The organism is Oxalobacteraceae sp. CFBP 8761 (assembly GCA_014841595.1).
GTDB lineage: Bacteria > Pseudomonadota > Gammaproteobacteria > Burkholderiales > Burkholderiaceae_D > Telluria.
The window spans coordinates 1,075,389-1,090,872 of sequence record JACYUE010000002.1 but is presented as its reverse complement, the minus strand read 5'-3'; the positions used below and the strand labels follow the sequence as shown (position 1 = coordinate 1,090,872).

At 65.0% G+C, this 15,484-nt stretch carries 15 protein-coding genes; 8 read left to right on the top strand and 7 right to left on the bottom strand.

Features of this window, described 5'->3' with window-relative positions; genetic code table 11:
* From IFU00_17185 to rpoD, 3 genes are all read right to left on the bottom strand, one after another.
* Positions 1–1,605: a methyl-accepting chemotaxis protein gene (locus IFU00_17185; GenBank protein MBD8544020.1), complete on the bottom strand. Its 1,605-nt coding sequence runs from the start codon at positions 1,603–1,605 to the stop codon at positions 1–3.
* A 12-nt stretch (positions 1,606–1,617) separates the two neighbouring features.
* Positions 1,618–2,415: a transporter gene (locus tag IFU00_17180; protein MBD8544019.1), complete on the bottom strand. Its 798-nt coding sequence runs from the start codon at positions 2,413–2,415 to the stop codon at positions 1,618–1,620.
* A gap of 299 nt (positions 2,416–2,714) precedes the next feature.
* Positions 2,715–5,453: an RNA polymerase sigma factor RpoD gene (rpoD, locus tag IFU00_17175; protein ID MBD8544018.1), complete on the bottom strand. Its 2,739-nt coding sequence runs from the start codon at positions 5,451–5,453 to the stop codon at positions 2,715–2,717.
* Between the two features lie 555 nt (positions 5,454–6,008).
* On the opposite strand from rpoD, the gene IFU00_17170 reads away from it, so the two are divergent.
* From IFU00_17170 to IFU00_17155, 4 genes are all read left to right on the top strand, one after another.
* Entirely contained in the window at positions 6,009–6,545 is a 537-nt protein-coding gene (locus tag IFU00_17170; protein MBD8544017.1) for a ProQ/FinO family protein, read from the top strand.
* Between the two features lie 38 nt (positions 6,546–6,583).
* Positions 6,584–7,195 (top strand): 3'-5' exonuclease domain-containing protein 2, encoded by a 612-nt coding sequence (locus IFU00_17165; protein ID MBD8544016.1) that lies wholly within the window; start codon positions 6,584–6,586, stop codon positions 7,193–7,195.
* 61 nt (positions 7,196–7,256) lie between these two features.
* Positions 7,257–7,967: a c-type cytochrome gene (locus IFU00_17160; protein ID MBD8544015.1), complete on the top strand. Its 711-nt coding sequence runs from the start codon at positions 7,257–7,259 to the stop codon at positions 7,965–7,967.
* The gene (locus IFU00_17155) at positions 7,964–9,241 is read left to right on the top strand and encodes a cytochrome c (GenBank protein ID MBD8544014.1); all 1,278 of its coding nucleotides are present in this window, start codon (positions 7,964–7,966) and stop codon (positions 9,239–9,241) included. Before IFU00_17160 ends, IFU00_17155 begins: the two co-directional genes overlap by 4 nt.
* 12 nt (positions 9,242–9,253) lie before the next feature.
* Here the strand turns inward: IFU00_17155 and tadA are convergent, their stop codons facing one another.
* Positions 9,254–10,375, bottom strand: coding sequence for a Flp pilus assembly complex ATPase component TadA (gene tadA / locus IFU00_17150; GenBank protein MBD8544013.1), 1,122 nt, complete (start codon positions 10,373–10,375; stop codon positions 9,254–9,256).
* Positions 10,376–10,447: 72 nt separating this feature from the next.
* Positions 10,448–10,930, bottom strand: a complete 483-nt coding sequence (locus tag IFU00_17145; protein ID MBD8544012.1) for a DMT family transporter — start codon at positions 10,928–10,930, stop codon at positions 10,448–10,450.
* 238 nt (positions 10,931–11,168) lie between these two features.
* Here IFU00_17145 and IFU00_17140 point away from each other — a divergent pair, with 238 nt between their 5' ends.
* Positions 11,169–11,909, top strand: a complete 741-nt coding sequence (locus tag IFU00_17140; GenBank protein ID MBD8544011.1) for a DUF2807 domain-containing protein — start codon at positions 11,169–11,171, stop codon at positions 11,907–11,909.
* A 44-nt stretch (positions 11,910–11,953) separates the two neighbouring features.
* Here the strand turns inward: IFU00_17140 and IFU00_17135 are convergent, their stop codons facing one another.
* Together IFU00_17135 and IFU00_17130 are read right to left on the bottom strand one after the other, a co-directional pair.
* Positions 11,954–12,442, bottom strand: a complete 489-nt coding sequence (locus tag IFU00_17135) for a copper chaperone PCu(A)C (GenBank protein MBD8544010.1) — start codon at positions 12,440–12,442, stop codon at positions 11,954–11,956.
* Between the two features lie 40 nt (positions 12,443–12,482).
* Positions 12,483–13,025, bottom strand: a complete 543-nt coding sequence (locus tag IFU00_17130; GenBank protein MBD8544009.1) for a YaeQ family protein — start codon at positions 13,023–13,025, stop codon at positions 12,483–12,485.
* Positions 13,026–13,153: 128 nt separating this feature from the next.
* Between IFU00_17130 and IFU00_17125 the strand changes: the two genes are divergently transcribed.
* The 3 genes from IFU00_17125 (at position 13,154) to IFU00_17115 (ending at position 15,354) form a co-directional block, all read left to right on the top strand.
* Positions 13,154–14,185, top strand: a complete 1,032-nt coding sequence (locus IFU00_17125) for an NADP-dependent oxidoreductase (protein MBD8544008.1) — start codon at positions 13,154–13,156, stop codon at positions 14,183–14,185.
* 154 nt (positions 14,186–14,339) lie between these two features.
* Positions 14,340–14,681: a hypothetical protein gene (locus IFU00_17120; protein MBD8544007.1), complete on the top strand. Its 342-nt coding sequence runs from the start codon at positions 14,340–14,342 to the stop codon at positions 14,679–14,681.
* A 139-nt stretch (positions 14,682–14,820) separates the two neighbouring features.
* Positions 14,821–15,354, top strand: coding sequence for a M48 family metallopeptidase (locus IFU00_17115; protein ID MBD8544006.1), 534 nt, complete (start codon positions 14,821–14,823; stop codon positions 15,352–15,354).
* Positions 15,355–15,484 lie beyond the last annotated feature (130 nt).

Sequence of the window (15,484 nt, the reverse complement as noted above, 5' to 3'; positions counted from 1 at the left end):
TCACGCGAGTTGCAACACGCCGGTCTGCCGGCGCCGTTCCACCGGCGCCAGCTGTACCGGCGCCGCCTGCCCCAGCTTGAAATTCCCGACCAGCACACTGAGGTTGACCGTCTGCTCCTGCATCGAGGCCGCCGCCGCGGCGGCCTGCTCGACGAGCGCGGCATTCTGCTGCGTGACAGCGTCGATTTCCCCGATCGCACTGTTGACCTGGGCGATGCCCATCTCCTGCTGATGACTGGCAGTGGCAATCTCGGCCACGATCTCGGTGACGCGCCGCACGCTGGCCACGATCTCGTCCATCGTGCCGCCGGCCGCCGCAACGAGGGAGATCCCGTTGTCGGCGTGCCGTACCGACTCGTCGATGAGCACCTTGATTTCGCCAGCCGCCGCATTGGCGCGCTGGGCCAGGTTGCGTACCTCGGACGCAACCACGGCAAAACCGCGTCCCTGCTCGCCGGCGCGTGCCGCCTCCACCGCCGCATTGAGCGCAAGGATATTGGTTTGGAACGCGATCGATTCGATCGTGCCGGTGATGTCGACGATGCGGCGCGACGACGTATGGATCGCGCCCATCGTGTCGACCACGCGCGCCACCGCTTCGCCGCCCTTGACGGCCACCTGGGACGCCGATGCCGTCAGCGTGTTGGCCTGTAAGGCGTTGTCGGCATTCTGCTTGACCGTCGCCGCCAGTTCTTCGATCGACGCCGCCGTTTCTTCGAGTGCGCCGGCCTGCTGTTCGGTGCGGCGTGACAGGTCCAGGTTGCCGCTGGCGATTTCACCGGACGCCGTTTCGATGGCGTCGGTACTGCCGCGCACCTGGCTGACCACCCCGTGCAGATTGGCGCGCATGCGCTGCAGCGCCACCTTCAGGCGCCCGGTTTCTGTCCGGTCGTCGGCGTTGCAGTCGAGCGTAGCGCCCAGGTCGCCGTCGGCGATGCGGCCGGCGAACGCCACCGCTTCCTCGAGCGGGCGCCGGATGGCGCGCGCAGACAACTGGCCCACCACAACCATCAGCATCACGGAGATCAGGGAGGCGAGCAGGAGCAGGCGTTCGGAGCGCACGACCAGTGCGTGGCCGCCAACGCGCGTGGCCTCGGCGCTGGCCCCGATGGTGTCGCTCAGCTCGCCCATGCTCGTTTCGAGCTTGCGGAAATGCCCCATGAAGTCCGCCTGCGCCTGGCGCGCCGCAACCGGGTCGGTGAACGCCAGGTCGATCATCCGCGCCACACTCTTGAGGTAAGCGTCGACGTCGGCGCGCACGGCGGGAATGGCGCTTTGCAGGGCTGCGTCGGCATCCTCCTTGGCCAGCGTGTCAATCAACCCGGCCAGTGTCGCAGCGTGCTGCGCATGATCGCGCCGGACCTCGGCCTGCTTGCCTGCGTCATCCGGCCCGGCGATCAGCGCGGCCAGTACGTCGGCGCGAAGCGCGTCGTGTGCCATGTCGGCCTGGAGTTGTTGCTTCAGCGCGTTGCCGTTGACGGTGATCTCGTTCATCGCCGTTTCCAGCGACAACATCGCGCCGTAGCCGATGCTGGCCACCACGGCAGCCAGAAAGACCGCTGCCAGGTTCGATAGAAACAGCCGGTGCCGGATGGTCAGATTCATGGTGATATCTCCCTACAGTTTGAACGATAGCCCGACCGTGAGCGCGGCATCGGGGGTGCGCCGGTTCAGGCCCAGCGCGAGCATGGTGTCGAGCTGGCAGCGGTCCGACAGCAGCCACGCCATGCCCGTGTCGAAGGTGGCCACGGTGCCGCCGTTGGCGCTGCGGGCAATCTGCGGCGCTGCCACTTCGACGAATGCGCGCCAGGTCGGCGTCAACTCCTTGCCAAGCACCACCCCGAGGATGCCATAGCCGTAGCGCTTGCCGTCATCGGTGCGCTCGCGTCCGATGCCGGGCATCACGCCCAGCGACAGGTCGCCCGGCAATTCCCATTCAGCTGCCACGCGCAGCGACGGGCGCGCACCCTGGCCGCGCCAGGCCCGCGAACCGCTGTCCAGGTCGGCATGCACCAGCACACCGACTGACGGACGGCCCGGCGCCTCGTCCTGCACATGCCACTTCACGCCGAGCGCGGTGTCAGCGTAGCCGGCTGATGTGCCCTCGCCGCCGGCATGCTGGACCGTACGGCCGTCGGTCTCGAGCCGCAGTTCGAGCACGTCGCCCACGCCATAGCGCAGCAGCGTGGGCATGCTGTAGGTCCGCGCGCGCACGCCATCGGTCTTGTCCCGCTCGGCCAGCACGCTGGTCTCGATCTGGAACCTGCCGCGGCCGACCACATTGCTGGACTCGACGAAATCGGGACGGTCGGTGACGATGCCGTCATCGTCGCCAGCGACGGCGGACAGTGGCGCCAGCAGCGCAATGCTGGCGAGACAGGTTTTGGCAAGGCGTGGGTATTGGATGGAAGGCATATTGCGGTCTTTCAAGGAAGGAAATCAAGGCCTGGAATGCAGGTCAAGTATTGCAAAAATCGGGAGGCGCAGAACATATGTCCGAATTTATTTCTGCTGTTCAATAAAACGTGTGTATTGACAACCACGGTTTACTTGAGAGAGTGACAAAGAATCGTGTCCGGGGCAGGTCGATGATTTATTCTGGAAGGTGGCGCGCGCATGGCCTCGACTGCCGCTGACAGGCCAGCGCAAAAAAAGCCGCCCGGTGCGAACCGGGCGGCTTTTTCACGTCGAGACGACCGACGCCGTGTGACGAATTACTGATTGTGCAAGAAAGTCTTGAGCTTGTCCGAGCGCGATGGCTGGCGCAGCTTGCTCATCGCCTTGGCTTCGATCTGGCGAATCCGCTCGCGGGTCACGTCGAACTGCTTGCCCACTTCTTCCAGCGTGTGGTCGTTCGACATCTCCACGCCGTAACGCATGCGCAGCACCTTCGCTTCGCGCGGCGTCAGCGAATCGAGCACTTCCTTGATCACGTTGCGCATCGAAGCGTGCAGTGCGGCGTCCAGCGGGGCCAGCGTGGCGTTGTCTTCGATGAAGTCGCCCAGCTGCGAATCGCCGTCCTCGCCCATCGGCGTTTCCATCGAAATCGGCTCTTTCGCGATCTTCATGATCTCGCGAACCTTGTTCTCTGGCATTTCCATCTTCAGGGCCAGCGTCGGCAGATCCGGCTCGCTGCCCGTTTCCTGCATGATCTGGCGCGAGATGCGGTTCATCTTGTTGATCGTCTCGATCATGTGCACCGGGACGCGGATCGTGCGGGCCATGTCGGCGATCGAACGCGTGATTGCCTGGCGGATCCACCACGTCGCATACGTCGAGAACTTGTAGCCGCGACGGTATTCGAACTTGTCGACCGCTTTCAGCAGGCCGATATTGCCTTCCTGGATCAGATCCAGGAACTGCAGGCCGCGGTTGATGTATTTCTTGGCAATCGAGATCACCAGGCGCAGGTTGGCCACGGTCATTTCGCGCTTGGCCTGGCGTGCACGCTTTTCGCCCGCTGCCATCTGCTTGTTGATCTTGCGCAGGTCGGCCAGTGGCAGCGCCACGCGCGCCTGCAGGTCGATCATGCGCTGTTGCAGTTCCTTGATCGCCGGCAGGTTACGGCTCAGCACTGCGCTGTACGGATACGCGCAGTCGACTTCGCGGTCGCCCCATTGCAGATCGGTTTCATTGCCCGGGAAGACCTTGATGAAGTGGGCGCGCGGCATGCCGCAGCGGTTCACGCAGATGTCCAGCACGGCGCGCTCGATCGAACGCACTTCGTCCATCTGGCCACGCAGCGTGTCGCACAGCTTCTCGACGACCTTGGCGGTAAAGCGGATGCCCAGCAGCTCGTACGAGATGACGGCTTGCGCGTCTTCGTACGCCGGCGAACCGTAGCCCTTGTTCTTGAATGCGTGGCCCATCAGGTCGAACTGCTGCTCGATCAGCGCGAATTTCTCGAGCGCGCTTTTCTTCAGTTGCGCGAGCTGCTCTGGCGAGTAGCCGGCAGCGGCGCCGCTGTTGACGTCGCCCTCTTCTTCTTCGACTTCTTCCTCTTCTTCTTCGTCGTCCTCTTCGCTGATCGCAGCGGCGTGGGCGACCGAGGCAGCAGGCGCCGGCGTGTCGTTCATGTCGACGAAGCCATCGACCACGTCGTCGATCTTCAGTTCATCGTTGGCGATCTTGTGCGACAGCGCGATGATTTCCGAGATCGTGGTCGGGCAGGCCGAGATCGCCTGGACCATGTCCTTCAGGCCCTGCTCGATGCGCTTGGCGATTTCGATTTCGCCTTCGCGCGTCAGCAGCGACACGGCGCCCATTTCACGCATGTACATGCGCACCGGGTCGGTCGTACGGCCGAAGTCCGAATCGGCGGTCGACAGCGCGGTTGCGGCGGCCGCTTCCACTTCGTCTTCACTCGTCGGCGTCACGGCCTGGTCCGACAACAGCATCATTTCAGCTTCCGGCGCGCGCTCGTAGACGGCGATGCCCATGTCGTTGAAGGTCGCGATGATGCCTTCGATCGCTTCCGGATCGATGATGTTTTCCGGCAAATGGTCGTTGATCTCGGCGTGGGTCAGGAAGCCCCGCTCCTTGCCCATGTTGATCAGGTTCTTCAGCTGCTGGCGACGGCGCTCGAGTTCGGTTTCCGAGAAGCCTTCTTCCTTCAGCAGCGCGATGCCCTTGGCCTTGCGCTCACGCACTTTCGATGCGGCCTTCATTTCGGCGCGCTCGACGGCGTTCAGCGCCGCGACTTCGTCGTTCTCCGGCACGAATTCGCTTGGCTTGCGGCCACGGCGGCCAGGCACTTTCACCTGCGGCAGCAGGTAGCCCGACGTGTCAATCGCCGCCAGCGCGGCAGCGTCGGTGGTCTTGCTGACGGTGCCGACGGCATTGGTCTGGGCGACTGGCACCGAGGCTGGGCTGGCGTCGACACGACGCGCGGTGCGGGTGCGCACGACTTTCGGCGCTTCTTCGGCCACCGGGGCAGGCTCGGCAACGGCGGCGGCCACGGCTTCGGCTGGTTCAGCTTCGGCAGCAACGTCGCTTTCCGGCTCGGCGTTTTTCAATGCCGCGAGACGGCCGCGCTTGCGCACGATGACCGGTGGCGCGGCTGGCTTGGCCTGCGTTGGCATGTAGTCGTCAGCGGGATCGTGCGCGTCAAGCGCGGTGTCGGCGGCAGTCGCGGCAGGCGCAGGCTCGCTGACCTCGACCGGCGCGGCAGCTTCCACTGGTGCGGCGGCCACTGGCTCGACTGCTGCGGGTGCGGCTTCAGCGACGGCTGGGGTGGCAACCGGCTCGGCTGCGGGGCCACCGGCGGCCAGGATCGCGTCGGCCTGGGCTTTGAGCGTCGCCAGGCGCGAACGGGTCTTGACCACCGTGACCTTGGCCGCCGCTTCCGTTTCGAGGAAGTAGGAAGTGGCGGTTTTAGGCACTGCCAGCGGAGCCGATGCTTTGGCAGGGGCTTTTTTCGCTGTCAGTGTCAATGTCTTGGCGGTGTTTTTCATAGCTTAAAACTCTCCAGTCGAGGCGAGTAGCGCGCCTGCGAAGTCAATAATCCAGCGGGCCCCGCGTACGGGACCTGGGAATGGGGAACGGAAGTGGCCCTACCTTAGGGCGGACATGCCAGACTTCAAGCTCGACCTGCCCTTCGGTGCGCGCGCCGGCGTAATATCGGGGCTGCGGGCAGGTGGCGTTGGTCGCTGTTCAAAATCGTGCTGTGCATGTCGGAACGAAAAAAAGCCCGCTAACACGGGCTTGCATCTATTTTTCTAGAAGAATAGGAGATGGGGCCATTACGCCCCAATGCAAGTTTTGGTAATCATCGCTTGATCCGGTGAAGGATCTGCACGCGTCACCGGGTGCATCGCCCCGGCATGATGACCTTCTTGCTGGTCTGCGCCGGCGCAAGCCGGACTCAAGGCAAGAGGCGGATCATACACGATTTCGCGTTTTAATGCTTCATCGCAGTGCGTCTTTCTCAACATTTATTAGTGGAACTAGTACAATGCGGCTTTTAGCGCCGTGCTATCCTTCGCAATCCTGTTCTTACCATGAAGTCAATGAATACCAATACCCCTGCAGAGTCCGTCGACACCACCGCCGCGCCAGCCACCCCGGATGCGCAGCAGCCAACGCAGTCGCCAGCCGAGCCGGCAGCGCCAGCAGCCCCGGCTGCGGCCCCGGCCACGGCCCCGGCATCAGGCCAGTCGGCGCGCTCGCTGCTCAAGCAACTCCAGCAGGAGTATCCCGCCTTCCGTGACTGCCTGCCACTGTCGATCGGTATCGACAAGCAGTTGCAGGCACGCATGCCGGGCCTGGACAAGAAAACGATGCGCGCCGCCCTCGGCATCCACACCGGCTCGATGCGCTACCTGCGCGCGATGGAAAAAGCCAAGGTCCGCTTTGACCTCGACGGCACCGCCGGCGCCGAAGTGCCTGAAGCGCACCGCCTGCACGCAAAAGAGCAGTTGCAGCAGCGCTTCAAGAAAGAAGCCGACCGCAAGAAGGCCGAGCGCGACGCCGCCCTCGAAGAAGAAAACAACCGCAAGCGCCAGGAAAAGCTGCAGGCGCTGGCGTCCAAGTTCTCGAAGACTTGAATTCGGGCGACGCCTTGAAGGATGCGGCAGCAGATGGCATGCAAGCCGGCTCGCGAGCCGACCTGCAACCTGAGCTGCCTGCCTACATTGGCATCGACCCGGCCCATGTGCGGCTGGTACGGTCCGACGCCGACGCGCAGCAGGCGCTCGCGGCGCTGCTTGCGGCCGACGTCATCGGCTTCGACACCGAATCCAAGCCAACGTTCGCCAAGGGCGAAGTCTCGACCGGGCCGCACCTGGTGCAATTGGCCACCGACGAGTTTGCCTTTCTGTTCCAGACCGCCACGCCCGCTGGCAACGCCCTCGCCTTCACCGTGCTGGAGCCCGTGCTGGCCTCCGGCAGCATCCTCAAGGTGGGTTTTGGCCTGGGTGACGACGTCAAGCGGCTGAAGTCCAAGTTCGGCATCGAACTGCGCAACGTGCTCGATCTGTCGACGGCGCTGCGCCGGCGCGGTGAGAAGAATCCGCTGGGCGCCAGGAGCGCCGTGGAGCGATTCTTCGGTCAGCGCCTGCAAAAATCCAAGCGCATCACGACCACCAACTGGTCGCTGCCGCACCTGTCCGACAAGCAGCTGCAATACGCGGCCGACGATGCGCATGCGGCGCTGCGGATCTACCGGCGCTGGAAAACGGAAACGCCGGCAGTCTGAATCCCGCGCGGCGTTCAGGATTCGCGCTATCATCGTCAGCGTCCATGCTGCCGGTGAATCCATGATGTCTCGCTGCTTCCGTTGGCCCGCTGCTGCGCTTTTCTGCACGCTGACATTCGTCGCCGACGCCGCGCCACAACCCGTTCCCGACACCCTCACCCAGCGCCTGCTCGCCTGCGCCACCTGCCACGCGCGCGTCGATGCGCGCGGCAACCCCGTCAACGACAGCTTCTATCCGCGCATCGGCGGCAAGCCGGCCGGCTACCTGTACCACCAGCTGCGCAATTTCCAGGACGGCCGGCGCCACTATCCCGTGATGACCTACCTCACCGAGTACCTGCCCGACGCCTACCTGCGCGAGATTGCCGCGCATTTTGCGGCGCAGGCACCGACCGTGCTGCCGCCCACGCCGATGAACCTGCCTCCCGCGCAGCGTGAACGGGGCTATCAGCTCGTGCACGATGGTGACCAGACCCGCGGCATCCCGGCCTGCATCGCCTGCCACGGCGTGCGCCTGACCGGCGTGCAGCCCGCGACCCCGGGCCTGCTTGGCCTGCCACGCGATTACATCAACGCGCAGTTCGGCGCCTGGCGCAACGGCGTGCGGCGCGCCCATGCGCCCGATTGCATGGGCCAGGTGGCGGCGCGCCTGTCGCCCGACGATGTCGCCGCCGTCTCGGGCTGGCTGGCGGCGCAGCCAATGCCGGCCGACCCACGGCCGGCCGATGCCGTCGCCCGGCCGCTGCCGCTCCTCTGTGGCAGCGCGCCATGACGAAGACCGTCCGCATCGTCCTGCTGGCGGTGGTCGCCGCCGTCGGCATCGCGCTCGCACTGGCATGGCCACGCGCCGACTTCGTGCCGGCCAGCTCGCCCGCCGCCTGGGCATCCACGCCCGCCAACATCGCGCGCGGCGCGTATCTGGCGCGCGCCGGCGACTGCATCGCCTGCCACACGGCACGTGGTGGCGTAGCGTATGCGGGCGGGCGGGCGCTCGATACGCCATTCGGACGCTTTTATGGCCCGAACCTCACACCCGACCGCGACACCGGCATCGGCGCCTGGAGCGCCGACGACTTCTGGAACGCGCTGCACAATGGCATCGCACCAAGCGGCCGCCTGCTGTATCCGGCCTTCCCGTACACGAACTACACGAAGGTCACGCGCGCGGATGCGGATGCCCTGTTTGCGTACTTTCGCAGCCTGCCGCCGCAGCGCCAGGCAAACCGGCCGCATGATGTCCGCTTCCCGTACGACCAGCAGGCGTTGCTGGCTGGCTGGCGCCTGCTGTACTTCCGGCCTGCCGAATATGCCGCGCAACCGGCGCGCAGCGCCAGCTGGAACCGGGGCGCGTACCTGGTCGAAGGCCTGGGTCATTGTAGCGCCTGCCACAGCACCCGCAACAGCCTGGGCGCGGCAGATGGCGCGCTGGCTGGCGGCATGATCCCGACCCTCGGCTGGTACGCGCCGTCGCTGACCGCCAACCACGAGGCGGGCCTGGGTGACTGGCGTGACGTGGATGTCGTGGCGTTGCTGGGGACCGGCATCTCGCCGCGCGGCGCGGCGACCGGGCCGATGGCCGAAGTGGTGGCGCGCAGCCTGCAGTACCTGACACCTGAAGATCTGGGCGCGATGGCGGGCTACCTGAAGTCGCTCGCCGCCACGCCCGTGAGTGCGCAGCCCGCGCCGGCATTGCTGCCTGCCGCTGAACAGGTGCTGGCCGAAGGTGGCCGGATCTATGCGGCGCAGTGCGCGGCGTGTCATGGCGACGACGGCAAGGGACGCATGCCGGCCTACCCGCCACTGGCCGGCAACCGCGCCGTATTGATGACGCCGGCCGTGAACGCCATCCGGATGACGGTCAACGGCGGCTTCCCGCCCGGCACGCGCGGCAATCCACGGCCGTACGGGATGCCGCCGTTCGGGCATGAACTCGATGATGCGCAGGTGGCGGCGGTGCTGACCTGGATCCGGGTCAGCTGGGGCAATGCTGGCGCGCCGGTGACGGCGACCGAGGTCAATCGCTATCGGGCGGTGTCGCTCGACTGACCCGCCAGGGACTTACACCATGTCGGCAAACGCCACCCGATCGGTGGTGGCGTTGCGCGCATCTTCCAGACGCACCTTGTGCGACGTCAGCAAGCCTTCGAGCGACGCATTCATCGTGTGGCAACCAGCATCGATGCCGCGATTCATGTGCGCGCGGATACTGCCCAGGTCCCCTGCTTCGAGCATGCGCACGACGGCCGGACTCGGGGTCAGGCATTCGGTGGCGAGGTGATAGCGGTTGCCCTCCACCGATGGGAGCAGCGCCTGGCACAGCACACCGCGCAGCGCGTGGGCCAGCGCTTGCGCCTGCGCGTCCGTGTTGCCCAGCAGGCGCAGCATCTTTTGCAGGCCCAGCTCGGTCGAGCGCGCATGCAGCGACGCCAGCACCAGCGGGCCGGATTCGGCCAGCGCCAGCGCCTCCTGCGCCGTCTGGGCGTCGCGGATCTCGCCGATGACGATCACGTCCGGCCGCTCGCGCAGCGCATCGAGGGCGCCCAGATAGTAGCTGTCGACATCGCCGTCCTCGCCCACTTCGCGCTGCGTGATGATGCAGCGGCGTTGCGGGATCAGCGTTTCGACCGGGTCTTCAATGGTGATGATATGGCCCGAGCGGTGGCGGTTGATCTCGTCGAGGATCGATGCGATCGTCGTCGACTTGCCCTGGCACGTATCGCCAATGATCAGGACCAGGCCGCTGGTCAGGCTCGCGAATTCGCGCTCGTCGTCCCACAGGCCCAGGTCGGCCAGCGGGATCGGCTCTTTCGGGAAGCGGCGGATCACGCAGCCGATCCGCTTGCCGCCCTGGAAGCGGAAGCAGTTGGCGCGGATGCGCGCCGTGTGCAGGTCAATGGAACGGTCGAACGCGCGCGAGGCGATGCGCTGCGGCCAGTTCGGCTCGATCACGTCGAAGAATTCTTCCAGCTCTTCCTTCGTGATCGGCGAATCGGTCACCGCCACCAGGCCCTTCGGCTGGCGCAGCATCAAGGGGCTGTTCTGGTGGATGATGATGTCGGAAAACACCAGCTTCGAGTTCAGCAGATGCAGGATCTGCTGGACCAGCGTTTCGAATACCGGGTGGTCTTCGTTCTCGATATACGACAGGGTGGGAATCTGCGAGGACTGGTGATGTTCCATCTGGCCGATGCTGGTAAAAGATCAAGTGTCGACCATTATAGAACCTGAATATTGCAGAAAAGAAAAAAATCTTCAGCGTGACATACTAGCAACAATACGCTCGCCGAACACCGTGATTGTCACGCCGACCACCACCACTAGCGCACCAGCAATGCGCACGCCGGACACCTTGCGTGTCGCCATATTGATCAGACCGAAATGGTCGATCGCCATCGAGCTGAGCAGCTGACCGGCGATCACCAGCACGATCAGGCTGAGCAGCCCAATGCGCGGCGCCAGGAACACGGTCCCGAACACGAACGCCGCGCCGAGAAAGCCACCCAGGAATTTCCAGGCGGGCTGCGACGGCAAGGCCACCAGCGTCGCACCCAGGCCGCCGACGCCGCTCTTGGCCAGTGCCACCGCCAGCAGCACCGCTGTGCCACAGCTGAACGACACCAGCGCTGCCATCATCGAATTGGCCCCGATCGAATGGGCCAGCTGGCTGTTGATCGCTGCCTGCACCGACATGGCCATGCCCACACAGAAGGCCATCGCCAATAAAATCACGTTCATCGCACTACTCCGTAGCAAAAAGCGCACTATCTTAGTGCATCTTGCGTGGGCGTGTTGGATCGTCGGAGCGCGCGGCTTAATCCGCACAGTTGCATTTCACACCACGCCGCGCGCAGTCTGTCGCAAACGGCTCGGCAGCACGGGGCCGTCCTGCCAGGATGTACACCATTCCCACCGCCTTTCAAGGAGCCCCACCATGTCGCGTCACGCCTGTTCCATCCCTGCCCTGCGTACCCTGATGCTCGCCGCTGTCCTCGCCTGCAGCATGGCGCCCCCTGCGGCCATGGCCTGGCCATTCGGCAGCGAACAGGTCGAAGGCAATGGCAACGTCACGCGCCAGGCGCGCAAGGTCGAGTCGTTCAATGGCATCGCGCTGGGTCTGCCGGGCCGGCTGGAACTGCGTACTGGCAACGTTGGCAACGTCGACAGCGTCACGGTCGAGACCGATGACAATCTGCAGGCGCTGATCGAGACGCGCGTCGAAGACGGCGTGCTGCGCATCCGTCCCGCCAAGCGCAACCTGAACCTGCGCACCCGCAACCTCAAGATCGTCGTGACGGCGCGCCAGATCGAGCGCCTGTCGCTGGGCGGCTCGGGCACCATCGATGCGGATGTCCTGCGCGGCAAGCGCCTGGACCTGGACGTCGGCGGCTCGGGCAAGATCCAGATCGCGCGTCTCGAGGCAGACACGGTCTCCGCCAGCGTGGCCGGCAGCGGCGACCTGCGCGCCGATGGCGGCGCGGTACGCGAACTGTCGGTATCGATCGGCGGTTCAGGCGATGTCGACCTGGGCAAGATCGCCGCCGATTCGGCGCGCGTGAGCATCGCCGGATCGGGCGACGCAACGGTGTGGGCAAAGAATGACCTGCGCGCGAGCATCGCCGGGTCGGGCGATGTCGGCTATTACGGCGATCCGAAGGTGAGCCGCAGCGTGGCGGGCTCGGGAGAAGTACGGCGCATCGGCAACGCGCCGCGCTGATGGTGCAGGCGCCGCTGCGCTCATCGACTCAGCGGCTCAGCGGCTCAGTGGCCGGCGTGGCCCGCGTGCGCACCGTGCGCATCCTGCGCTGCCGGCTTGCCGCTGTGCGTCAGCGGCATGACCGGCAGCGTTACTTTCACTTCCTGGCGCTTGGCGGCGGCGTCCTGCACCACCAGGGTCAGATCGACGTTCTCGCCCTCTTTCAGCTGGCGCTTCAGGTCCAGCAGCATCACGTGGTAGCCACCCGAGGCCAGCACGACCGGCTTGCCGGCCGGCAGATCGATGCTCTTCACCTGACGCATGCGCATCACCTGGCCTTCCATTGCCATCTCGTGGATCTCGGCGCGGCCGGCCACCGGCGTGCGCACTTCGAGCAGGCGCGCAGGCGTGGCCGATTGCAGCTGCATGAAGGCGCCCGTGCTTTTCTGGGCCGGCACGGTGGCGCGTACCCAGGGTTCGGTCACGGTGACCTGGGCCAGCGCGGAGACGGAAAACAGGCCCGCGGCAAGCGCGGCGATCAGGTGACGGGTCATGGCAATCCTTGGCTAGTTGAAGTCAGTGAAAAATACAATCTTACACTGTGCCGCGCAAGGCTTCACGCTCGACCAGCACGGTGTCGGTGCCGTCGGTCAGCCACACCTGGCCATCCTGGATCGTGCACTGCAGCGCCATCGAGCGTGACGCCATTTTCTCGAGCTGGGCGCTGATCTCGGCCGGGATGTTGATCACGCTGACGTTTTTTGCGCGCTCGATCTTGTTGGCGATGCCCTTGAACCAGATGCTGCTCGTCGCACTGTAGCTGTAGACGATCACTTTCTCGGCGCGGCCGGCTGCTTTCAGCAGGCGCTTTTCGTCGGGCTGGCCCACTTCGATCCACAGGTCGATGGCGCCGGTAAGGTCCTTGAGCCACAGGGCCGGCTCGTCGACGTCGAACAGGTCTTTCGTGAACGCCAGCCCCGGATCGGCGTGCAGCGCGTAGGCCAGCACGCGGATCATCACGCGTTCGTCGGTCTCGGACGGATGCCGGGCGATCGTCAGGCTGTGTTCCTGGTAATAGTTGCGGTCCATGTCGGCAATCGACAGGTCAGCCTTGTAGATGGTCGCTTTGATAGCCATTGGTGCGGTGCTTTGAACGGATTGATCGGTAGAGGAACCCGCTATTGTCGCATGCGCAGCGCGCGCCGGGCGACGGCGCGGTATAGACTTCCTGCCAGAGATCATCCAACCTAGCCAAGGAGACCCGCATGACCGACACCTTTCCACCCAATCAGCAATTCCTGCTCGCTGCCCGCCCGGTCGGGCTGCCGCAGGCCCACGACTGGCAACTGCACGAACAGGCGGTGCCGGCGCCCGCTGAGGGCGAGATCGTGGTCAAGGTGCTGTACCTGTCGCTCGACCCGGCCATGCGTGGCTGGATGAACGAAGGCAAATCGTATATCCGGCCGGTTGCCATCGGCGAAGTCATGCGCGCCGGCGGACTGGGCGTCGTGGTGGCGTCACGCTCGCCCCGCTTCGCCGTGGGCGACCATGTCGCCGGCGGCACCGGCGTACAGCGCTACTGGTCCGGCCCCGCCGATGACAAGAACGCCGGATTCGTCAAAATCGATCCGCGCATCGGCAACCTTACCGCATGGCTGAACCTGCTCGGCATGCCGGGCATGACGGCGTACTTCGGCCTGCGCGACGTGGGCCAGGCCAAGGCGGGCGACACGGTCGTGGTTTCTGGCGCGGCCGGCGCCGTCGGCATGACCGTGGGCCAGGTCGCCAAGCGCATGGGGTGCCGCGTGGTCGGCATTGCGGGCGGCGCCGAGAAATGCCGCTTCGTCGTCGAGCAACTGGGTTTTGATGCCTGCATCGACTACAAGGCGGGCGGCCTGCACGCGGCGCTCAAGCAGCATTGCCCGCAGGGCGTGGACGTCTATTTCGACAATGTCGGCGGCGATATCCTCGACGCCGTCCTCACGCGCATCAACATGAAGGCGCGGATCGTGATCTGCGGGGCGATCTCGCAGTACAACGCCACGGTGCCCGTCAAGGGACCGGCGAACTACCTGGCGTTGCTGGTGAACCGCGCGCGGATGGAAGGCATGGTGGTGTTCGACTACGCCCCGCGCTACCACGAGGCGGTGGCCGAACTGGGGGCGTGGCTGGCGGCCGGCGAGATCACCAGTCACGAGCACGTGGTCGACGGCTTCGAGCAATTCCCGCAGGCGCTCCTGATGCTGTTTGAAGGGCGCAATCTGGGCAAGCTGGTATTGAAGGTGGCCGACGCCTAGTCGCACCATCCCTGTCTCTGCCTGTCCCTGGTGTGAAATCGGCGGAACTAACGCTCACCACGTTTCTCTAAACACGAGAGCGCATCCTGTGTGCGCTCGTGGCATCGGGCACGACCTCTTCCACTGACAGCCCCACGGGCACAAGGAGATCGACATGGCGACGAGCAAAGAGAACGGCAGCAAAGAGAGGGCCACCGGCAGTGCCCAGAAAAACGGGCAACCGGCCAAGCGCGGTTTCGCGGCGATGGACCAGAACCAGCAGCGTGAAATCGCCAGCAAGGGCGGCCAGGCAGCGCATCAAAAAGGGACGGCGCACGAATTCGATTCCGAAGAAGCGCGCCGCGCCGGCCAGAAAGGCGGCGAGGCCGTCAGCCGCAACCGCGCGCACATGGCCGACATCGGCCGCAAGGGTGGCGAAAGCCGGCAATCGGCGCAGCGCGCGGCGGCAGCGGCCATGGCCGACAAAGGCAATCGCCAGAGCAGCAAGGACACCTAGCCCTGGCAGCGTCGTTCCCCGCCGGTGCGGGAACGACGCTTTTGTCTGGCGTCGCCCATATTCGCAACCTGGGCCACTTGTGCCAGCTCTGGTTACCCGCCAGGCACGGCGCCACCCCCTGTGGTACATTGCCCGGCTTATGCATACCCTGAAATACCTGACCGCCTATCCCGAGCAACTGCGCACGCAGGTCAGCGGCCTCATCGCGCAAGACCGTCTTGGCGACACGCTGCGCCAGCGCTATCCGGCACCACACGGCATCCGCACCGACCGCGCCCTGTACGACTACGTCCAGGACCTGAAGGACGAGTACCTGCGCCAGGCTGCGCCGGTCTCGAAGGTCGCCTTCGACAGCAAGATCCAGGTGGTCCAGCATGCACTGGGCCTTCACACGGCCATCTCGCGCGTCCAGGGCGGGCGCCTCAAGGCCAAGTATGAGATTCGCATCGCCAGCCTGTTTCGCGATGCGCCGCTGCCATTTTTGCGCATGATCGCCGTGCACGAACTGGCGCACCTGAAAGAAAAAGAACACGACAAGGCGTTTTACAAGCTGTGCTGCTGGATGGAACCTGCCTATCACCAGCTGGAATTCGACGTCCGGTTGTACCTGACCTGGCTCGATCTGGCGGGCGCACGCTTGTGGAGTGCCGAACCAGCACCAGTTCCGCGTTGATGTTACCATTCGCAACTGTCGTTGCACATGCGCAACAAAATCTTTGCTATTCGTCTGTCCTGTTGAGCGCCGCTCGACTTTGCGCGTACGCTTCGCTAGAGTCCTCGGATTCCAGTCGGGTGTTACCCGA

Excerpts from the sequence above, each read along its gene's own strand:
- IFU00_17185 (MBD8544020.1), bottom strand. The coding sequence starts at position 1,605 with ATGAATCTGACCATCCGGCACCGGCTGTTTCTATCGAACCTGGCAGCG.
- IFU00_17180 (MBD8544019.1), bottom strand. The coding sequence starts at position 2,415 with ATGCCTTCCATCCAATACCCACGCCTTGCCAAAACCTGTCTCGCCAGC.
- rpoD (MBD8544018.1), bottom strand. The coding sequence starts at position 5,453 with ATGAAAAACACCGCCAAGACATTGACACTGACAGCGAAAAAAGCCCCT.
- IFU00_17170 (MBD8544017.1), top strand. The coding sequence starts at position 6,009 with ATGAATACCAATACCCCTGCAGAGTCCGTCGACACCACCGCCGCGCCA.
- IFU00_17165 (MBD8544016.1), top strand. The coding sequence starts at position 6,584 with ATGCAAGCCGGCTCGCGAGCCGACCTGCAACCTGAGCTGCCTGCCTAC.
- IFU00_17160 (MBD8544015.1), top strand. The coding sequence starts at position 7,257 with ATGATGTCTCGCTGCTTCCGTTGGCCCGCTGCTGCGCTTTTCTGCACG.
- IFU00_17155 (MBD8544014.1), top strand. The coding sequence starts at position 7,964 with ATGACGAAGACCGTCCGCATCGTCCTGCTGGCGGTGGTCGCCGCCGTC.
- tadA (MBD8544013.1), bottom strand. The coding sequence starts at position 10,375 with ATGGAACATCACCAGTCCTCGCAGATTCCCACCCTGTCGTATATCGAG.
- IFU00_17145 (MBD8544012.1), bottom strand. The coding sequence starts at position 10,930 with ATGAACGTGATTTTATTGGCGATGGCCTTCTGTGTGGGCATGGCCATG.
- IFU00_17140 (MBD8544011.1), top strand. The coding sequence starts at position 11,169 with ATGCTCGCCGCTGTCCTCGCCTGCAGCATGGCGCCCCCTGCGGCCATG.
- IFU00_17135 (MBD8544010.1), bottom strand. The coding sequence starts at position 12,442 with ATGACCCGTCACCTGATCGCCGCGCTTGCCGCGGGCCTGTTTTCCGTC.
- IFU00_17130 (MBD8544009.1), bottom strand. The coding sequence starts at position 13,025 with ATGGCTATCAAAGCGACCATCTACAAGGCTGACCTGTCGATTGCCGAC.
- IFU00_17125 (MBD8544008.1), top strand. The coding sequence starts at position 13,154 with ATGACCGACACCTTTCCACCCAATCAGCAATTCCTGCTCGCTGCCCGC.
- IFU00_17120 (MBD8544007.1), top strand. The coding sequence starts at position 14,340 with ATGGCGACGAGCAAAGAGAACGGCAGCAAAGAGAGGGCCACCGGCAGT.
- IFU00_17115 (MBD8544006.1), top strand. The coding sequence starts at position 14,821 with ATGCATACCCTGAAATACCTGACCGCCTATCCCGAGCAACTGCGCACG.